The sequence below is a fragment of the Paraburkholderia sp. WS6 genome (assembly GCF_030464835.1).
Lineage (GTDB): Bacteria > Pseudomonadota > Gammaproteobacteria > Burkholderiales > Burkholderiaceae > Paraburkholderia > Paraburkholderia madseniana.
In genome coordinates this window covers 159,759-176,465 of record NZ_JALQCK010000017.1, presented here as the reverse complement: position 1 = coordinate 176,465, position 16,707 = coordinate 159,759, and the positions used below count along the sequence as shown (strand labels likewise).

Annotated in this window: 16 protein-coding genes and 3 pseudogenes; 6 read left to right on the top strand and 13 right to left on the bottom strand. The window is 60.5% G+C overall.

Annotation, left to right across the window (positions count from 1 at the left end; genetic code table 11):
• The 3 genes and pseudogenes from M0D64_RS21440 to M0D64_RS21430 form a co-directional block, all read left to right on the top strand.
• On the top strand, positions 1 to 1,538 hold a 1,538-nt coding region (locus M0D64_RS21440), incomplete at its 5' end, for a molybdopterin oxidoreductase family protein (protein ID WP_266259124.1).
• 8 nt (positions 1,539 to 1,546) lie between these two features.
• Positions 1,547 to 1,782, top strand: a pseudogene (locus M0D64_RS21435) (formate dehydrogenase subunit delta).
• A 150-nt stretch (positions 1,783 to 1,932) separates the two neighbouring features.
• Complete coding sequence (locus M0D64_RS21430) at positions 1,933 to 2,973, top strand: 2-dehydropantoate 2-reductase (RefSeq protein ID WP_266259123.1); 1,041 nt, start codon at positions 1,933 to 1,935, stop codon at positions 2,971 to 2,973.
• 164 nt (positions 2,974 to 3,137) lie between these two features.
• Here the strand turns inward: M0D64_RS21430 and M0D64_RS21425 are convergent.
• The 9 genes and pseudogenes from M0D64_RS21425 to M0D64_RS21385 form a co-directional block, all read right to left on the bottom strand.
• Positions 3,138 to 3,266 (bottom strand): annotated as a pseudogene (locus M0D64_RS21425) (peptidase M20); the annotation flags it as partial.
• A gap of 28 nt (positions 3,267 to 3,294) precedes the next feature.
• A pseudogene (locus M0D64_RS21420) lies at positions 3,295 to 3,615 on the bottom strand (hypothetical protein); the annotation flags it as partial.
• Positions 3,587 to 4,543, bottom strand: coding sequence for a histone deacetylase family protein (locus M0D64_RS21415; RefSeq protein ID WP_171929038.1), 957 nt, complete (start codon positions 4,541 to 4,543; stop codon positions 3,587 to 3,589). The gene M0D64_RS21415 and the pseudogene M0D64_RS21420, both read right to left, overlap by 29 nt.
• A 222-nt stretch (positions 4,544 to 4,765) precedes the next feature.
• The gene (locus M0D64_RS21410) at positions 4,766 to 5,308 is read right to left on the bottom strand and encodes a lecithin retinol acyltransferase family protein (protein WP_266259130.1); all 543 of its coding nucleotides are present in this window, start codon (positions 5,306 to 5,308) and stop codon (positions 4,766 to 4,768) included.
• 299 nt (positions 5,309 to 5,607) lie between these two features.
• A complete protein-coding gene (locus M0D64_RS21405; RefSeq protein WP_266259122.1) occupies positions 5,608 to 5,982 on the bottom strand; it encodes a DUF1080 domain-containing protein in 375 nt (124 codons plus the stop codon).
• Between the two features lie 62 nt (positions 5,983 to 6,044).
• Positions 6,045 to 6,755: an IS6 family transposase gene (locus M0D64_RS21400; protein WP_266259121.1), complete on the bottom strand. Its 711-nt coding sequence runs from the start codon at positions 6,753 to 6,755 to the stop codon at positions 6,045 to 6,047.
• 248 nt (positions 6,756 to 7,003) lie between these two features.
• Positions 7,004 to 8,350 carry an MFS transporter gene (locus tag M0D64_RS21395; protein ID WP_266259119.1) on the bottom strand — a complete coding sequence of 449 codons (1,347 nt, stop codon included), beginning with the start codon at positions 8,348 to 8,350 and terminating at the stop codon, positions 7,004 to 7,006.
• An 81-nt stretch (positions 8,351 to 8,431) separates the two neighbouring features.
• Positions 8,432 to 9,511, bottom strand: a complete 1,080-nt coding sequence (locus tag M0D64_RS21390; protein WP_266259118.1) for a Gfo/Idh/MocA family protein — start codon at positions 9,509 to 9,511, stop codon at positions 8,432 to 8,434.
• Between the two features lie 287 nt (positions 9,512 to 9,798).
• Positions 9,799 to 10,854 (bottom strand): aldo/keto reductase, encoded by a 1,056-nt coding sequence (locus M0D64_RS21385; RefSeq protein WP_266259117.1) that lies wholly within the window; start codon positions 10,852 to 10,854, stop codon positions 9,799 to 9,801.
• 205 nt (positions 10,855 to 11,059) lie between these two features.
• Here M0D64_RS21385 and M0D64_RS21380 point away from each other — a divergent pair, with 205 nt between their 5' ends.
• The 3 genes from M0D64_RS21380 to M0D64_RS21370 all read left to right on the top strand — a co-directional run bounded on the left by M0D64_RS21380 (position 11,060) and on the right by M0D64_RS21370 (position 14,022).
• Positions 11,060 to 11,974: a LysR family transcriptional regulator gene (locus tag M0D64_RS21380; protein WP_266259116.1), complete on the top strand. Its 915-nt coding sequence runs from the start codon at positions 11,060 to 11,062 to the stop codon at positions 11,972 to 11,974.
• Between the two features lie 241 nt (positions 11,975 to 12,215).
• On the top strand, positions 12,216 to 13,070 hold the full coding sequence (locus tag M0D64_RS21375; protein ID WP_172172404.1) for an SDR family NAD(P)-dependent oxidoreductase: 855 nt from the start codon (positions 12,216 to 12,218) through the stop codon (positions 13,068 to 13,070).
• A gap of 16 nt (positions 13,071 to 13,086) precedes the next feature.
• Complete coding sequence (locus M0D64_RS21370) at positions 13,087 to 14,022, top strand: SMP-30/gluconolactonase/LRE family protein (protein ID WP_266259114.1); 936 nt, start codon at positions 13,087 to 13,089, stop codon at positions 14,020 to 14,022.
• 19 nt (positions 14,023 to 14,041) lie between these two features.
• On the opposite strand, the gene M0D64_RS21365 is transcribed toward M0D64_RS21370, so the two are convergent.
• The 4 genes from M0D64_RS21365 to M0D64_RS21350 all read right to left on the bottom strand — a co-directional run bounded on the left by M0D64_RS21365 (position 14,042) and on the right by M0D64_RS21350 (position 16,587).
• Entirely contained in the window at positions 14,042 to 14,239 is a 198-nt protein-coding gene (locus M0D64_RS21365) for a tautomerase family protein (RefSeq protein ID WP_266259113.1), read from the bottom strand.
• A 60-nt stretch (positions 14,240 to 14,299) separates the two neighbouring features.
• Positions 14,300 to 15,283 (bottom strand): oxidoreductase, encoded by a 984-nt coding sequence (locus tag M0D64_RS21360; protein WP_266259112.1) that lies wholly within the window; start codon positions 15,281 to 15,283, stop codon positions 14,300 to 14,302.
• 96 nt (positions 15,284 to 15,379) lie between these two features.
• Positions 15,380 to 15,982, bottom strand: coding sequence for an ANTAR domain-containing response regulator (locus tag M0D64_RS21355; protein ID WP_266259111.1), 603 nt, complete (start codon positions 15,980 to 15,982; stop codon positions 15,380 to 15,382).
• Complete coding sequence (locus tag M0D64_RS21350; RefSeq protein WP_266259110.1) at positions 15,979 to 16,587, bottom strand: transporter substrate-binding protein; 609 nt, start codon at positions 16,585 to 16,587, stop codon at positions 15,979 to 15,981. The genes M0D64_RS21355 and M0D64_RS21350 overlap by 4 nt, the downstream gene beginning before the upstream one ends.
• Positions 16,588 to 16,707 lie beyond the last annotated feature (120 nt).

The following is a 16,707-nucleotide window of genomic DNA, read 5'->3' as shown; positions in this document are numbered from 1 at the left end:
ATACGCCGCACGTGAAGGCCTCGCATCATTTGCAATTGCGTCCGGGCACCAACGTCGCAGTGGTCAATGCGCTCGCGCATGTGATCGTGACCGAAGGCTTGCTGAACGAAGCGTTCATCGCCGAGCGCTGCGAAACGCGCGCGTTCGAGCAATGGCGTGCGTTCGTCGCCCTGCCCGAGAACGCGCCGGAAGCGACGGAGGAACTCACCGGCGTGCCCGCCGCGTCCATCCGCGAAGCCGCCCGCATCTATGCCACCGGCGGCAACGCCGCGATCTATTACGGCCTCGGCGTCACCGAACACGCGCAAGGCTCGACAATGGTGATGGGTATCGCGAATCTGGCGATGGCGACCGGCAACATCGGCCGCGAAGGTGTCGGCGTGAATCCGTTGCGTGGCCAGAACAATGTGCAGGGTTCGTGCGACATGGGTTCGTTCCCGCACGAACTGCCGGGCTATCGCCATATCAGCGATTCGATCACGCGCGCGTTGTTCGAGGAAGCATGGAACGTCACGCTGCAGCCCGAACCGGGCCTGCGCATTCCGAACATGTTCGACGCCGCCGTGCACGGCACCTTCAAGGGTCTGTACTGCCAGGGCGAAGACATCGTGCAATCCGATCCGAACACGCATCACGTGTCGGCGGCACTGTCTGCGATGGAATGCATCGTCGTGCAGGACATTTTCCTCAACGAAACCGCAAAGTACGCTCACGTCCTGCTACCGGGTTCGTCGTTCCTCGAAAAGGACGGCACCTTCACCAACGCGGAACGCCGCATCTCGCGCGTGCGCAAGGTGATGCCGCCGGTGCCGGGTTACGCCGACTGGGAAGTCACCGTGATGCTCGCGCGCGCGCTCGGTTATGAAATGGACTACGCGCATCCGTCGCAGATCATGGACGAGATCGCACGTCTCACGCCGACTTTCCACGGCGTGTCGTACAGGAAGCTCGACGAGCTCGGCAGCATCCAGTGGCCGTGCACCGAGGACGCTCCAGACGGTACGCCGACCATGCACATCGACACCTTCGTGCGCGGCAAGGGCAAGTTCGTGATTACGAAGTTCATCGCAACGCCGGAAAAGGTCACGCGCAAGTTCCCGCTGCTGCTCACCACGGGTCGCATCCTGTCGCAGTACAACGTCGGCGCACAGACACGCCGCACCGAAAATTCGCGCTGGCATGACGAAGATCGTCTCGAGATCCACCCGCACGATGCGGAAGAACGCGGCATCAGGAATGACGATTGGGTCGGCATCGAATCCCGCGCGGGACAAACCGTATTGCGCGCGAAGGTGACCGAGCGGATGCAACCGGGCGTCGTCTACACGACGTTCCACTTCCCCGAATCGGGCGCGAACGTGATCACCACCGATAGCTCGGACTGGGCGACGAACTGTCCCGAGTACAAGGTGACCGCGGTGCAGGTGATGCCGGTCGAACAGCCGTCGCAATGGCAGCAGGACTATTCGCGCTTCAACACGGAGCAGCTCGATCTGCTGAAGCAGCGCGAGTTGGCCAACGCAACATCGGGTAAGTGAGGCAAGCCATGGACAATCAGAATCTGATCGACATGGCGAACCGGATCGGCGACTTTTTCGATTCGATGCCGGACCGTGAGGAAGCACTCGCCGGTATCGCCGATCATATCCGCCGCTTCTGGGAGCCGCGCATGCGGCGCGCGCTGCTGGCAGTGCTCGATACGCCGAACAAGGAGGCATGTGCCAGATCGTGCGTGAGGCGCTGGCGGGCCATCGCGCTGGGTTGACGCCCGCTCGAGCATAAGCGGCGAAGCCTGCGGCGGCGGCGTCGCTTGCGCCCGCGATATGGCGCACGGGCATTACGCACCGCCTGGAAAAATTCGCATCGTCGGAGTTGAAACGGATGTCGATTTCGACGCGACAGCGTTCGTGCCTTAAAAACAGGAGGAGACAGATGAAGATCTGTATTTATGGCGCCGGCGCGATCGGCGCGTACCTCGGTGCGCAACTCGCATTGGCAGGCGCCGCCGTCAGTTTCGTGGCGCGCGGCCCGCACCTCGCCGCCATGCAGGCAAACGGCGTACGTCTGCAGATCGACGGTGCCGAGCGTATCGTCAACGTGCGTTGCTCAGCGGACCCGCGTGAACTCGGCGTGCAGGACTACGTGATCGTTGCGCTGAAGGCGCATTCGGTGCCGGGCGTGGTGGGCGCGATGCGGCCCTTGCTGGGGCCGGACACGGCGATCGTTACCGCCGTAAACGGGATCCCGTACTGGTATTTCTACAAGCATGGCGGCGAATTCGCCGACACCACGCTCGACAGCATCGACCCGGGCGGCAAGCAGTGGAACCAGCTCGGACCCGAGCGGGCGATCGGTTGCGTGGTGTATCCGGCGGCCGAAATCGTCGAACCGGGCGTGATTCGCCATGTGTACGGCAAGAAATTCCCGATTGGCGAGCCGGGCGGCGAACGTACGGCGCGGATCCAGAAACTGCACGAAATCATGGTGTCGGCGGGTCTGGACGCGCCGATCCGCGACACTATCCGCGACGAAATCTGGCTGAAGCTATGGGGCAATCTCTGCTTCAATCCGATTAGCGCGCTGACCCACGCGACGCTGGACGTCATCACGAGCAATCCGGCCACGCGCGCGGTATCGCGAACGATGATGCTGGAAGCTAAAGCGATCGGCGACCGCTTAGGCGTGCATTTCCGCGTGGATGTCGAAAGGCGTATCGATGGCGCGGGTGCGGTCGGCGCCCACAAAACCTCGATGTTGCAGGATCTCGAAGCCAACCGTCCGATGGAGATCGACCCGCTGCTTACTGTCGTCCAGGAAATGGGCCGGCTGGTCGGCGAGGCAACGCCGACGATCGATACGGTGCTGGCATTGATCAAGCTGCGCGAGCGCATTGCGCAGCAAGCGCCGGTTCAGGCTGCTTCTTCATCTTCGGAAGGCGCGGGCCGGACGGTGAGGGTCCCGCGCGCGGCATAGGCGCGGCTAGCGCGCCTATCATGGGCGGACCCGTGCGCCTGCGGAAGTGCGCACAGACCCGCAGTGGATGCAGCCGTCGCTCAAAATCGAATCGGCAACGGCGCGGTCCTCGCGCTCCTTCAGTAAATCGCTGAGCGCAAGCGCAACGGTTTTCGTAGCCAGCCTTCGAGATGAACGCAACCGTTGTGAGCGGTCGTAATCGCAAATGAGAAGCCGGCGCAGATCGCGAAGTCGGGCTTCACGATGCCGTTCGCAAGCAGCCATCCCGGACCCAGCAAGCCGCCGCTTTCCTCGGCCGAACGGTGTCGTGTGCGCGCCGTCCTCGCTCGCCATTTTCAGGATCTGGGCACAGGTCGGCACGTCGTCGTCCATGCCGGGCGTGCGATGCACGCGCAACGCCAGACGCATCTCCTGCAGCATGTCGCGGTCTTCGTTGATGCCGGCTTCGTCGAGTCCCATGCCGACCGTCACGCCGTATTTCGCAAACACGTTACCCGCTTCGGTGTTGCGGCCTGCGCGCAACGTGGGGCAAGCACTGAAGTCTGTGAGCCGGTACCGTCGAACGTACCGCCGCAAAGCAGCGGCGGCGCCTGTATCAGTCGCATTGCTGCACCTATCGCCCCAATTGGTGGGCCTCAACACCCATCAACGCACGAACATGCGCGGCCGTGCTGGTGGCCAGGCCGTCCAGACTGTAGCCCCCCTCGAGAATCGAGACGATGCGCCCCTCGCACGTCGCATCGGCAATACGCATCAGCTCACTGGTAATCCAGTGGAAATCGTCGTCCTCGAGGTTCAAGCCTGCGAGCGGATCCAGTCGGTGCGCGTCGAAGCCGGCCGAAATGACGATGAGTTGGGGGTTGAAGTGACGTATCGCCGGCAACATGCCGGCTTCTATCCGAGCACGGAAGAGCGCCGAATCACAGCCACGGGGCAACGCGACATTGACGATGTTGTGGTTCACGCCGGTCTCGGATGGGGCGCCCGTGCCGGGATAGAAAGGCGACTGGTGGCTGGAAGCGTAAAACAGCCCCGGCCGGTCGAAAAAGGCTGCCTGGGTACCGTTGCCATGATGGACGTCGAAGTCGACGACCGCGACGCGCTCCAGCTTGTGTACTTCATAAGCGTAGGCTGCAGCGATCGCAGCCTGATTGAAAATGCAAAAACCCATTGCCCTGGCTGGCTCGGCGTGGTGACCACACGGGCGGGTGGCACAAAATACGTTGCGTGCTTGCACATTCATCACCGCGTCGACGCCAGCACAAGCCGCTCCGACGCAGCGCATCACGGCTTCCCACGAGCCCGGCGACATCACCGTGTCGCCGGCATCGAGAGGCATATAGCCATGCTGCGGGGCGATGTCCGCGACCTCATCGACAAAGCCGCGGTCGTGGATCAATTGCACCTGGTCGAGTGTGCCCATCGGCGCATCGCGCCATTCCAACGACGAGAATTCCGGCGACCGCAACGCGCGCAGCACGGCGTTCAGACGTTCCGGCGACTCCGGATGGCTAGGGCCGGGGCGATGCTCCAGACACGCAGCATGGGAATAAACAAGGGTAGTCGTCATTTGCTGATGCGCGGCACAACCCGCAGCCTCCTTATAAGAGCATGGTCAACAGCATCAGGAGCCCGCACGGCTTGGGTTTCCAGCCGGTTGCCACGGGCGCCCACAGACGAAAGTGACGGCTTGCAACGCTTAATCGCGAGGTGACGAAAACAACCTTGCCACAAATTGCCGGTCAGGATCCCGAAACGGTCGGTCACGTTGCTCCGAAATACACGGGTACGCTTACGCGTGGCGGGACATCGCCTGACCTATCAAGCGCTCATTGGCGGTGGCGCCGGCGCAGCTGCTTTTTACGTCAAGCAACGCATCCGCGTGGTTGCAGACCATCGCAGCGAAGTAATTGATCGACATCTTGAACAGGCCCACCGCTGCGCGCATGGCCGCCCACGGATAAGTCAGGCACGCGCGCACTTGCTCGCTGCGGCTTTCGCCATACAGGCACCACGCACAGAAGTGCTCGCAGTTATTGGTCAGGAGTCTGTATCGATCCTCGCCAAGGCGCGAGCGCGCCCGTTCTGCAACTTGCCGGTCGGCGTAACCTGGACGATCACCCGGCTCGATCCAGACTTCGCGCCCTGCGGCGAAGCATGCAATCGTCACTTCCTCGACAGGGCCGCGATGCAAAGACCGGGCAAGTCCGGCGTAGTGCACTACATTGCCCTTGCCGACATAGATGCCGTGGTGACTGTATGCGCGGCGAGGTGTTGCGAGATGTGCCCCGAGAGCCGGTTCGCTTCCAACTCCGAGATGCCACCGCACCTGCATCGCCGCAGGAGTGCAAGACGTGATAGTGGCATGTCCCATGATTCGACTCCCAACTGCTAACTGCATGAGCCAAGCATAGGACCGGACGTATATTCACGATAGTTAAACATTTTTTTGCATACCATAGTGTTTTTGTTATGGATTGCCGCATGGCTCACACAACCCAGTTTTTTCCACGGCTGGAGATGGGGTGCCCTCAAGAAACGGATTTTTTCGTACGCTTAGGCCACGGCGTGGCCGATCTGACCGCGCGTAGCGGCCGGAACAGTCCGTCGCCAAACCTTTTCGGAGCGCCCATGTCAGGGATGCAGGTGTTCTGTTTCCGCTGACTTTTCCGACGGCAGTTTCTTTAGCTGCAAATTTCGAAACTGCGTTCGCGAAAGAAAATCGTGCGCCTGAAGGGCTATGTAGCCTGTCTGCTCGCGCGGGCTCTGGTAGTCATTGACGAGCTGGCCGTTGAGCGTGACACGGATCCGCGCTCCGTTGGCCTCGATGAGGAAGTTGTTCCAGGCCCCGATCTGGACGACAGTCGAAGTCGACGGCGCCTGCAAATCGTAGATCGCACCCGTGATTTTCAGCAAATGACCTTCTGTGTTAGTGACAGAGTCATAGCCTCGTTGATCGATTTGAATTTCACGTCCGAGGGCATCCGCTTCCTGAAGCGCGTTCTGCACATTGGGCGGTTCTGTCGCGGTAAGGAAAGCGGGTCAAGCAAAGGTGATATGCGGAGGATGGCTTATGAAACCAACGAGTAAAATTGCTGGGCGGCAGACAGCGAAATTCTGCCCGAACATTTTATCTGTCCTTTCTTGATCATGTGCATCAATTCGATGCCACTCAGAATGACGCGCGCGCAGTTGAAATCCTTGAGCCCGAGCATCGGTCGGGTTCTGCGTTTGATGGCCCGATGGTCCTGCTCCACGATGTTGTTCAAATACTTGATCTGACGAACCTTGATGGGCATCTCGCGCTCGACGTTCACCGCGCTAAGCGCGGCCAGATTGGCACCGCTTTTGTCGATGGTTACGGTCTCGGGCGAGCCGTTCTGACCAATTGCCTTTTCGAAGAAGCGCCGCGCAGCAGCCTTGTCCCGCTTGGCTCTGAACAGAAAATCGATGGTATTGCCCGCCTTATCCACTGCCCGGTAAAGATACTTCCACGAGCCCTTGACCTTGATATAGGTTTCGTCAACATGCCAGCTCTTGCCGACCGGCCGCTTGTGCTTACGAAATGTCTTTTTTAACAGTGGCACCACCTTGATGACCCAGCGATGCACCGTCGAATGATCGACACAAATGTCGCGCTCGGCCATCATTTCCTCGAGATTGCGAAAACTCAGCGAGTAGGCAACGTACCATCGCACACACAGCAGGATCACTTCAAGCGGATAGTGCAGCCGCTTCAGAACCTTAGCGATGTCTGGAGCAAGCGTCGTTCGTGGCGTCATTGTCTTCTTCATCGTGTGGCCAGAGCGTTTTCGTCCGCCTCGAATTTTACCTCGCCCGCGTTAATGCGACAGAGCCCTAATGTCTACCGCTTCGCAAGACGACCTTGACACTCTGAACGCAGTGACGCATCGAAGCAGAGTAACGGGCGATAAAGCGTTGCAAAAGTGACGTTTTGCACAAAACAGTTATGTGCAAAACGGGTTCAGTCCTGCAGACGCTCGGGTAGCGTAAGTCTTCCTACATGAGCCTAGTTCGACTGCGTAACCCGGTACGCGTCCCGCTCCCGCTTCTTCGGCGGCACGATCATTTCGATTTTGCCGACGAGGAAGATATACGAAAGGATGCCCAGAACGGCGATGATCGAGACGTACCACATCGCATAGTGGAAGTTATGCGTGCGCTGCAGGATCATGCCGAAAACGATGGGCGTAGTAATGCCGGACAGATTGCCGAACAGATTCAGGAAGCCGCCCATCGTACCGATGAAATTGCGAGGAATGACGTCCGTAAACACCACCCAGCCGAGATTCGCGACGTTGTTTCCGAAAAAGGCCAGCGAAAGGATCCCGATCGCGATGACGGGCTGGTTCTCGAAAAAATTGACGGTGACGATCATGGCCGTCAACACGAGGCCAACGATCACCGGCGTCTTGCGCGCGACCGTGACCGATTTACCCCTTTTCAGGAGGCTGTCACTGAGGAAGCCGCCCGCCAGCATGCCGACCATCGCCATGAGATAGGGAATGGATGCGCCCAGTCCCGCTTTGGAAAGCGTGAGATGCAATGCCTTTTCGAGGTAGACGATGAACCATGTCATGAAGAAGATCAGCGTCGAGTTGTAGGCGAACTGCGTGATGAACAGGCCCCAGACAGTTTTGTTCTTGAGGAAGTACAGGACGTCGTCTCTCTCAACCACGGTGCTGACCGTGGATTGATCCTGAGATCCGTAGCCACCACCGGCCTTGATAAGGTCGAGCTCGGCCTGACCGGTTTTCCTGCTGTCTTTGGGGTCACGATAAACGATCAGCCAGTAGACCCCAAAGACGATCCCCACTCCACCCGTTGCATAGAACACCATTTGCCAGCCGTAACGGCTCGTCAGAAAAGTCAGGACGGGCGTGAACAATGCAAGACCGATGTATTGCGAACTGATATAGGTCGCCGTCGCCCGTGCGCGTTCGTTCTTCGGAAACCAGTTCGCGACGATCTTCGTATTCGAGAGATACGACGGCGCTTCAGCGAGGCCAATCAGGGCCCGGCAGACCAGCAGCACAGCAAACGAGGCGCCGAGGGTCGCGAAAAGATGATGGGATGCAAAGCCCATTGCGAACGTACATGTGCTCCAGATGACTATTGCACTGCCGTATAGAACTCTCGATCCGATTCGATCAAGGAGATACCCGACGGGAATCTGGGCGGCCGCATAGGTCCACGTGAACATTGAAAAGAGCAGGCCGAGCTGGGTCGGCGAAAGGCCGAATTCCCCCTGGATCCTGCTGCCCGCGATCGAGAGATTCGCACGATCCATATAGTTGATGGCCGTGACTACAAATAGTAAAAAGACAATGAAATATCGGGTCTTTGTTGCTTTCATGATTTCGCATTCAAGATGCCGTCTGGAGGCTCGCCCAAACATGCATTGCCGGCATCGAACACCGGCGATTCGTCGTCCTGCTCAGAGTGGGAGTTTTACAACCGCATTGTTCTGCGCGCTGCGATAGATGGCTGTGAACAGTTCTACGGTCTTCCGGCCGTCCAGTCCGTCGATCAAAGGCTTCGTGCCGTTGCCGACGGCAGTCAGGAAATCATCTATTTGCTGCTCGTGATAGAAGTACAGGGAATCCGGGGAATTGAAATACTCCGCGTCCGCGTTTCTCCACTCGGCGAGCATTCCTTCTTCGCTTTTGATCGTCCAGATATCGTTGTAAGGCGGTTCAGTGATGGTCGAGACGCCGGCGATGAACATCGCGCCGCCGTCCGTCTGTACGCCGACCGACGCGCCGTTATCTCCGTGAATATGGACCTTCCCGTACAACGCAGGATTCTGTGAGTTGCTGACCAGAATGTTGGCAATCGCGCCGCTTTTGAACTTGATGATGGCCGCCGCGGTGTCTTCGACTTCGATGTAGTCGTGGTTGACGTTCTTCCACACTCCGTAGACCTCGTCGATATCGCCCAGATACCAGAGGAGCAGATCGAGCTGGTGAGGTGCCTGGTTCACGAGCACGCCGCCTCCTTCGCCAGCCCACGAGCCACGCCAGGGATCGCTTTCATAGTACTGGCGGTCGCGCCATCCGAGCATGACGACGTTACCGATGACAGGGCGGCCAATCTTGCCCGCATCGATGGCCTGCCTGATTCGCATCGCGGACGGATAAAAGCGCCGCTGGCACACGACGCCAACCGTACGCCGGTGTTCTTCCGCACATGAAAGGATGGCATCGCAATCTTCGAGCGAAGAAGCGAGTGGCTTCTCTACGAGAACGTGACAGCCGCTTTTTAAGGCGGCGATCGCAACGGGAGCATGCTGAGGATGCGGAGTGCAAATGCATACAACGTCGACCTGCGCGGCTTCCACCATCTCTTCGACGCTATCGAACGCGCGCACACCGTATTGTTTGCCGAAGGCCTTTGCTCGATCGAGAGAGGTGCTGCATACCGCGACGAAGTCCGAGTTCTCGAGGTTCGAGAGCGCCCGGGCATGGAAATGACTGACCTTTCCGCAACCGACGATGGCCGTTCTGAGTTTTTTCATGATGATTCGGTGTACGTCGTTAGCTTGAATGCGAGCGAGGCGCTGCTGCCACCGGTCCGGTGGCAGCGCACGATGTCGATCGCGGATTGCGTGACGCGAGGAGTGAAGGGGCATCGATCGGCTTGATTGCACGGCAGGCTCATGACGGCGCGCCATGGTCAAGTGAAGTCGCTGCAAGCGCAAGTCGACTTCGCGATAGAACTACTGCGATCCGGCCAAGGTGGACATCTCTGTATGACCTGCGATCTTTCAGAGCGGTCGGGGGTCGATCTCGGCCGCATCACCCTCTACGCCTTGAGATGGGGCCCCAGCAGCGACAGGTCCGCAACTGAAAGACGATCGTGCGCGGTCTGCACCTGATGCCAGTACGGGTAGAGCAGGGGCGGCGCGCTCACCTTGTCGAGCCGCTCGCGCTGTTCGTCGGTCAGCCTGAGATTCGCCGCGCCGAGGTTGTCGAGCAGTTGCTTCTCGTTGCGCCCGCCGATGATGACCGACGTGACGGCGGGGCGCCCGAGTGTCCATGCGAGCGCGGCCTGAGCGGCTGAGACATTCTGCTCGCTGGCGATCTCGACAAGCGTGTCGACAATCGACCACAGTCGTTCGGCGTCACGGATCGGCGGCTCCGTCCAGCCCGCGAGCTGACGCGTGCCCTCGGGCGTCGCGTCGCGGCGGTGCTTGCCGGACAGCAGGCCGCCTGCGAGCGGGCTCCAGACGAGAATGCCCAGGCCTTGATCGAGTGCGATCGGCGCGAGTTCGTATTCCGCTTCGCGTGCTTCGAGCGTGTAATGGATCTGCTGGCTCACGAAGCGCGGCAGACGATCGCGTTCGCTCACATGCAACGCCTTCATCAGGTGCCAGCCTGAGTAGTTCGAGCAGCCGACATACCGGACCTTGCCCTGCCGGACAAGCAGGTCGAGCGCCTCAAGCGTTTCTTCGAGCGGCGTGAGTCCGTCCCATTCGTGCACCTGGTAGAGGTCGATCACATCAGTCTTGAGGCGGCGCAAGCTCGCCTCGCAGGCTTCTATCAAATGATGCCGCGACAAACCCCGGTCGTTCGGGCCGTCACCCATGGGAAAGCGGGCTTTTGTCGCAATCAGCACGCCGCCTTTGCGCTTGCCGCCGAGCACCTGGCCGACGATTTCCTCCGACGCACCGTTCGAATAGACGTCCGCGGTATCGATCAGGTTGACGCCCGCGTCGATGCACATGTCGATCTGCCGGCGCGCCTCGTCGAGGCTAACCTCGCCGACGCTCGCGAATTTGCCTTTGCCGCCCATCGTCATCGTGCCTAGCGTGATGGTCGACACCTTGAGGCCCGAACGGCCAAGTTGACGGTAGTCCATGATGAAGCAATCTCCATGTATGTTGCGAGGATTTACAGCCGGCGTGCGGTCGTTAAGCCAGATTGCGCCCGCATTTCGTGCCCAGTGTTCCTTGAGTCCCCAGACGTTCGACGATAGCGGAGATTGAATTACCATTCCAATAGAAAGATATGATTCAATTGTGCGGGTTTCGTGATTAATCGTCTCTGCAAGAAAGAGTGCCAACGTGGATTTGAAGCAGCTGGAACATTTCGTGGCGGTCGCGGAAGAGCGGCATTTCACGCGCGCGGCGCGGCGCCTCAACCTCGTGCAGTCCGGATTGTCTGCGTCGATCCGCTCGCTGGAAGAGGACCTGGGCGGACCGTTGTTCAATCGCAGCACGAGGCGAGTCGCCTTGACGCCTGCCGGCGAAGTGCTGTTCGCAGAGGCGCAGCGGGTACTGGCTGCCGCGCGCGACGCGCGGCACGCCGTAACGCAGGTTCACGGGCTCGCACGCGGCCGGCTGAGTATCGGTGCGATTCACGGTCTCGCGCCTTTCGTCGACCTGCCCGCATCGCTAGGACAGTTTCGGGCCGCGTTCGGTGGGATCGATATCGAATTGACACTGGACGGGTCGCGCGCGTTGATCGACGAGGTGCGGGAAGGGCGCCTCGACCTCGCGTTCACACAGCCACCGGATACGTCGCTCGATGGTGTCGGATCGCACATGTTCGCATGCGAAGGAATGGTCGTCGTCTGCGCGACGCATCATCGCCTTGCGGGCGCCAGCGGGCTGGCGCTGGCCGATCTCATCGACGAAACATTCGCCGACCTGCGCCCGGAGTGGAGCGTGCGGCGGCTGGTCGATCGATGCTTTGCGGCGGCAGGGCTGCAACGCCGGACCAGCTTCGAGGTCAACGACATGCCGATGTTGCTTGAACTGGCCGCACAGGGGCTTGCGATCAGCATGGTGCCCGAATCTGTGGCCGCCGCGAGGGGGGGCAACACGCGCGGCGCGCCGGTCGCAACGGCGAGCCTGTGCGAAGCCGAGGAGCCCTGCTGGGAACTCGCGGCTGTTTTTAAGGGAAGTGCGGGAGAACCGCTCATACCCGTCGCCCGTGCTTTCCTGGACTTGCTCAAATTGCCCGCGGTGGCGACCTGACGCTCGACTGGCTCCGCGCGGCGATACTGAACGTGGCGGTAAGCGGACATCCAGTGAACGTGGCCGAATGTCGCTAGCGGGTCACAGCCGTCCGCGCCATGCTTCGGACCGCTCCCCAGCGGTGCCCCCTGTCGGTCACGCAAAAAAAGCCTTCATGCTACGATCGTCGACTCACTGTTCGAATGGATCGGGATCGCGACCGCTAGGTGGCGCCGCGATTCCGGCGCTAACGAGGATTCTGATGACTCATTCTGCCCTGACTCCGGGCGCCGTCGCCGTGATCACCGGCGGCGCCGCTGGCATTGGCCTGGCTGCTGCCAAACGCTTTGCGCAGCTTGGGCTGCGCATCTGCATTGCCGACCTCGGCACCGACCGCGTCGCGCGGGCGGTGGAGGAAATCGCCGCGCTGACCGCAAACGGCACACAAGACGTCTTCGCGGTTGAGACCGACGTCAGCGTCGCCGACGAAGTTCGCCGCCTGCACGCAACCGTCGTCGAACGCTTCGGCGGAACAGATGTGCTGATGAACAACGCCGGCATTCAGCCCGGCAGCGGGATGTTCGGTCCAGCCGAGAACTGGGAGCGCGTGCTGGGTGTCAATCTGTGGGGCGTGATCCACGGTACGCAGGTCTTTGTGCCGGACATGATCAAGCGCGGTCGTCCGGGGCTCGTGATCAACACCGGTTCAAAGCAAGGCATCACGACGCCGCCGGGCGACCCCGCATACAACGTTGCGAAGGCCGGTCTGAAAGCGTTCACCGAAGCGCTGCAGCACGAACTGCGCAACACCGCCGACTGCCAGATCAGCGCTCATCTGCTGATTCCTGGCTTCGTGTTCACGGAACTGACGCGGAACGGCCGCGTGGAAAAGCCCGTCGCCGCATGGACGCCCGAGCAGACCGTCGATTTCATGTTCGAGCGTCTCGACGCCGGCGACTTCTACATACTGTGTCCCGACAACGACGTGCCGCGTTCGCTCGACGAACTGCGCATTCTATGGGCGGCAGGCGATATCGTCGAGAACCGGCCCCCGTTGTCGCGCTGGCATCCGGACTACGCCAGGGCATTCGAAGCGTTCATCAAGCAGCCCCGTTGACTCAAGGGCCAGCACTATGTGGCAACAAAGTGAAACCTATCCCGATCCCGCAGTGGAAGTGCTCGATCCGCGCTTCCTGAAATACCGGATCACGAACGCGGCGGTCGAGCGGCTTGCGACGGGCATGCGCTTCGGCGAAGGCCCGGTGTGGTTCGGCGACGGCCGCTTCCTGCTGTGGAGCGACATCCCGAACAACCGCATCATGCGGTGGGACGAGGAATCCGGCGCGACGTCGGTATTTCGCAAGCCATCGGGGTACGCGAACGGCAATACACGCGACCGCCAGGGTCGGCTCATCACCTGCGAGCACGGCAACCGGCGCGTGACGCGCACCGAGTACAACGGCACGCTGACCGTGCTGCTCGACCGCTTCGACGGCAAGCGGCTGAACTCACCGAACGACGTGGTCGTGAAGAGCGACGACAGCATCTGGTTCACTGATCCACCGTTCGGCATCTCTAACAACTATGAGGATGTCAAAGCTGAGCCCGAACTGCCGACCAACGTATACCGCTTCGACCCGGCCACCGGCCGGGCAGAGGTGGTCGCCGACGACATCGTCAATCCGAACGGCATCTGCTTCTCGCCCGACGAACGCCGCCTCTACATTGTCGAATCGGGCTCGAAGCCGCGGCGCATCCGTGTGTACGATGTCGAGGACGGTCGGCGCCTCGTGCACGGGCGCGTATTCGTCGATGCGGGCGAAAACGGCGCGCCAGACGGTTTCCGTTGCGACACGGACGGTAACCTGTGGGCCGGTTGGGGCACTGGACCGGGACTCAACGGTGTGATGATATTCGCGCCGGACGGCAATGCGATTGGCCGCATCGTTCTGCCCGAACGCTGCGCGAACGTCTGCTTCGGCGGCGCAGCGCATAACCGGCTGTTCATGGCGGCTGGGCAGTCACTGTACGCGCTATACGTCGATGCGACTGCGGCGGTCGCAACCTGAGCGCGTCCGCCATGCGGGTTCAAGACGTGCGCTGGCGCTCACTGAACGGAATGCCGCCTCTTGACTTGGAGTCTGGTGAAGACTCCACGATCTGCACGACAACCTGTTCAGCGGCGACACCAAAGCTGTCAACCACAGCTTTGGTAATCCCCGTCATCAGCGCTTTCTTTTGCTCGGGTGAGCGCCCTGCTACTGCGTAAACAACGACTTCTGGCATAACGTTCTCCGGTGGGTTGGCAAGGAATTGCAACTGCAATCATAGCGGCACTGCACGGCGTTATTGCAACAGAAGTACCTGAGTGAGCTCTTCGCACACCTGCCACAAACGGCCGGCATTCGAAGCGTCCTTTGCCTGCCTGGCGACGCTCGCCTCGCCAATCCTGCTTCCGCGTGCCTCCAGAAAGCCTTGTGGACCATAGTAGCCACCGTCACTGACGTCACGCGAAGTAGCCGCAAAAAGGGTCGGCAGGGCGCCCGCGTAATCGGTGTTCAGCACGGCGCCGATGAAATGACTAAGGAGATCGCGGGCAGCTCGTGAAATCGCGGAGCGATCCTCGCCCCGAAACAGATTGGTGTTTGCGACGCCAGGGTGAGCGGCAACCGACATAACACGGGAATTGGCAGCGCGCAAACGCCGGTCGAGTTCGAACGCAAACATCAGATCCGCGAGCTTCGACTGCCGATAGGACTGCATTGGCGAATACGTTTTTTTGGATTGGAGGTCGTTGAAATCGATCTGTCCTTGCTTGTGCGCGATGGACGCGATCGTGACGATGCGTGGTCGGTCAGGCGATCCAGTCGCAGCTAGTTCAAGAGCGGGCATAAGGAGCGCACTCAACGCGAAATGGCCGAGTACGTTGGTACCAAACTGCAGCTCGAAGCCGTCGGCAGTCTCGAGCCGTTTCGGCGGCGCCATGACGCCAGCATTGTTGACCAGAACGTGAATGGGGCGTTGCTCGGCGAGCTCCCTCTGCGCGAACTGGCGTACGGACGCGAGGGATGCGAGATCGAGAATCGCGAGTTCGGCACGAGCGTCGGGTGCGGCGGCGTTCAGACGGGATAAGGCCTCTTCTCCGCGTTGTTTATCGCGGCACGCAAGTATGACTTGCGCGCCTTTGCGTGCCAGAGTCAATGCGGCATGGTAGCCAATGCCGCTGTTCGCTCCAGTGATGAGAACTCGCTTGCCGATCTGCGGCGGAACATCGCTTATGGTCCACTGTTTGTTCATATTGCCCCGGCTCAGCATAGTAGTAGTCAACATCGAGACTACCATTGGTAAGTCTGGGGCGTCGCTATCGGCCAGGCAGCGGTTCCCGGCGAGGTTCTGTTACAAACATCCGGTCGGCAAGAGCCGGAGTTAGAAACTGAGGGTTTCGTGTGCCTTGACAATGTCGCCGGCCATCGTCTCGATCTGTTCGCGTTTGAGCATGGCCTTTGAGCGCAGCAGCTGATACGCATCTTCTTCAGACATGCCGCGCGAGTCCATTACGATCCGCGTGGCCTGCTGGATCACCCGAACCTTCGCCTGCTTCTGCTCGAGCCGCTCGATGTATCGCTCACGTGTGCGGGATGCCTTGAATTGCGTGAGCGCGACGGCGATGGCGGTCAATAACCCAAACGAGCGGACCGGCGACGGGATCGTCGCAAACGCATTCAACCGCAGCACCGCTTCGATGGTGATCGGATTTTCGTAGGTCACGACCGGAATCACCGGCGGCGACGCGCTGGTTCCGAGCCACGGATAATCGACTGACAGCGCCTCAGGACGCATCGCCATGACGACGAGGCCGGTGTCGGAAGGCAGGCTGTCGAGGCGCGGCCAGCATACCTGCACGTCACAGCCAATGCGCTGAAGCTGCGCGAGCAACTCTTCGCCGTCCTGATCCTGCGGATGAATCACAACGACTTTTAGCGAACGCAGGTCGCGCAGGATCGCCGGCGTCTGCGCGGTCCGCGTCATCGATCCTCTCCCGCGCGTGCGAGTTCAGGATGCGCGTGTGCGGTCCACGCGGGCGTGCTGTGAGAGACGACGTAGGGATCTGCCTTCACGCGTTCAGGCGCGCGCCCGACGATATCGAAGCGGCCATGCGCGTTGACCCGGCCGATTAACGGATGCAGGTACGTGTGGTTATTGTGCTCGTCGATACGCACGCGACCCTGTGGCGCGTCGAATTCGAGTCCGGGCAACACGCGCAGCAACAGCGTCGGGTCGTCGGAGCCGACGCGGCGGATCGCATCCGCGAGCAGATGCATCTGGAAATAGGAGGCTTCCCAGCACATGTTGGTCGGCTGATCGTCGCCGAAGCGGGCCTGATAGCGGGCGACGGCGCCGAGGTTCGCGGCCGTATCCACACTCTGAAAGTATGCGGCCGAGGTGATGTGTCCTTGTGCGAGGTCGTTTCCCATTACCGCGATTTCGGCTTCACTGGTCATGTGGCTGGCGATAGGCGTGCGGTACGGATCGAGCCCGACATGAGCAAACGCACGGTACAGATGCGGAATGCCTTCGCCCACGACGGTGGAGAAAATGAAGTCGGGTGCGAGCTGCTTGATCCGCTTTGCCAACTGGTTGCGGGTTTCACTCTAGCGCAGACTGAAGGCAGTGAAGCGATGTGGCGTGAGTGCGCAGATGCGGTTCGGGGTGTGAAAAGGAGCGATCGTTATGCTATTTCTAGCGGTAATTTG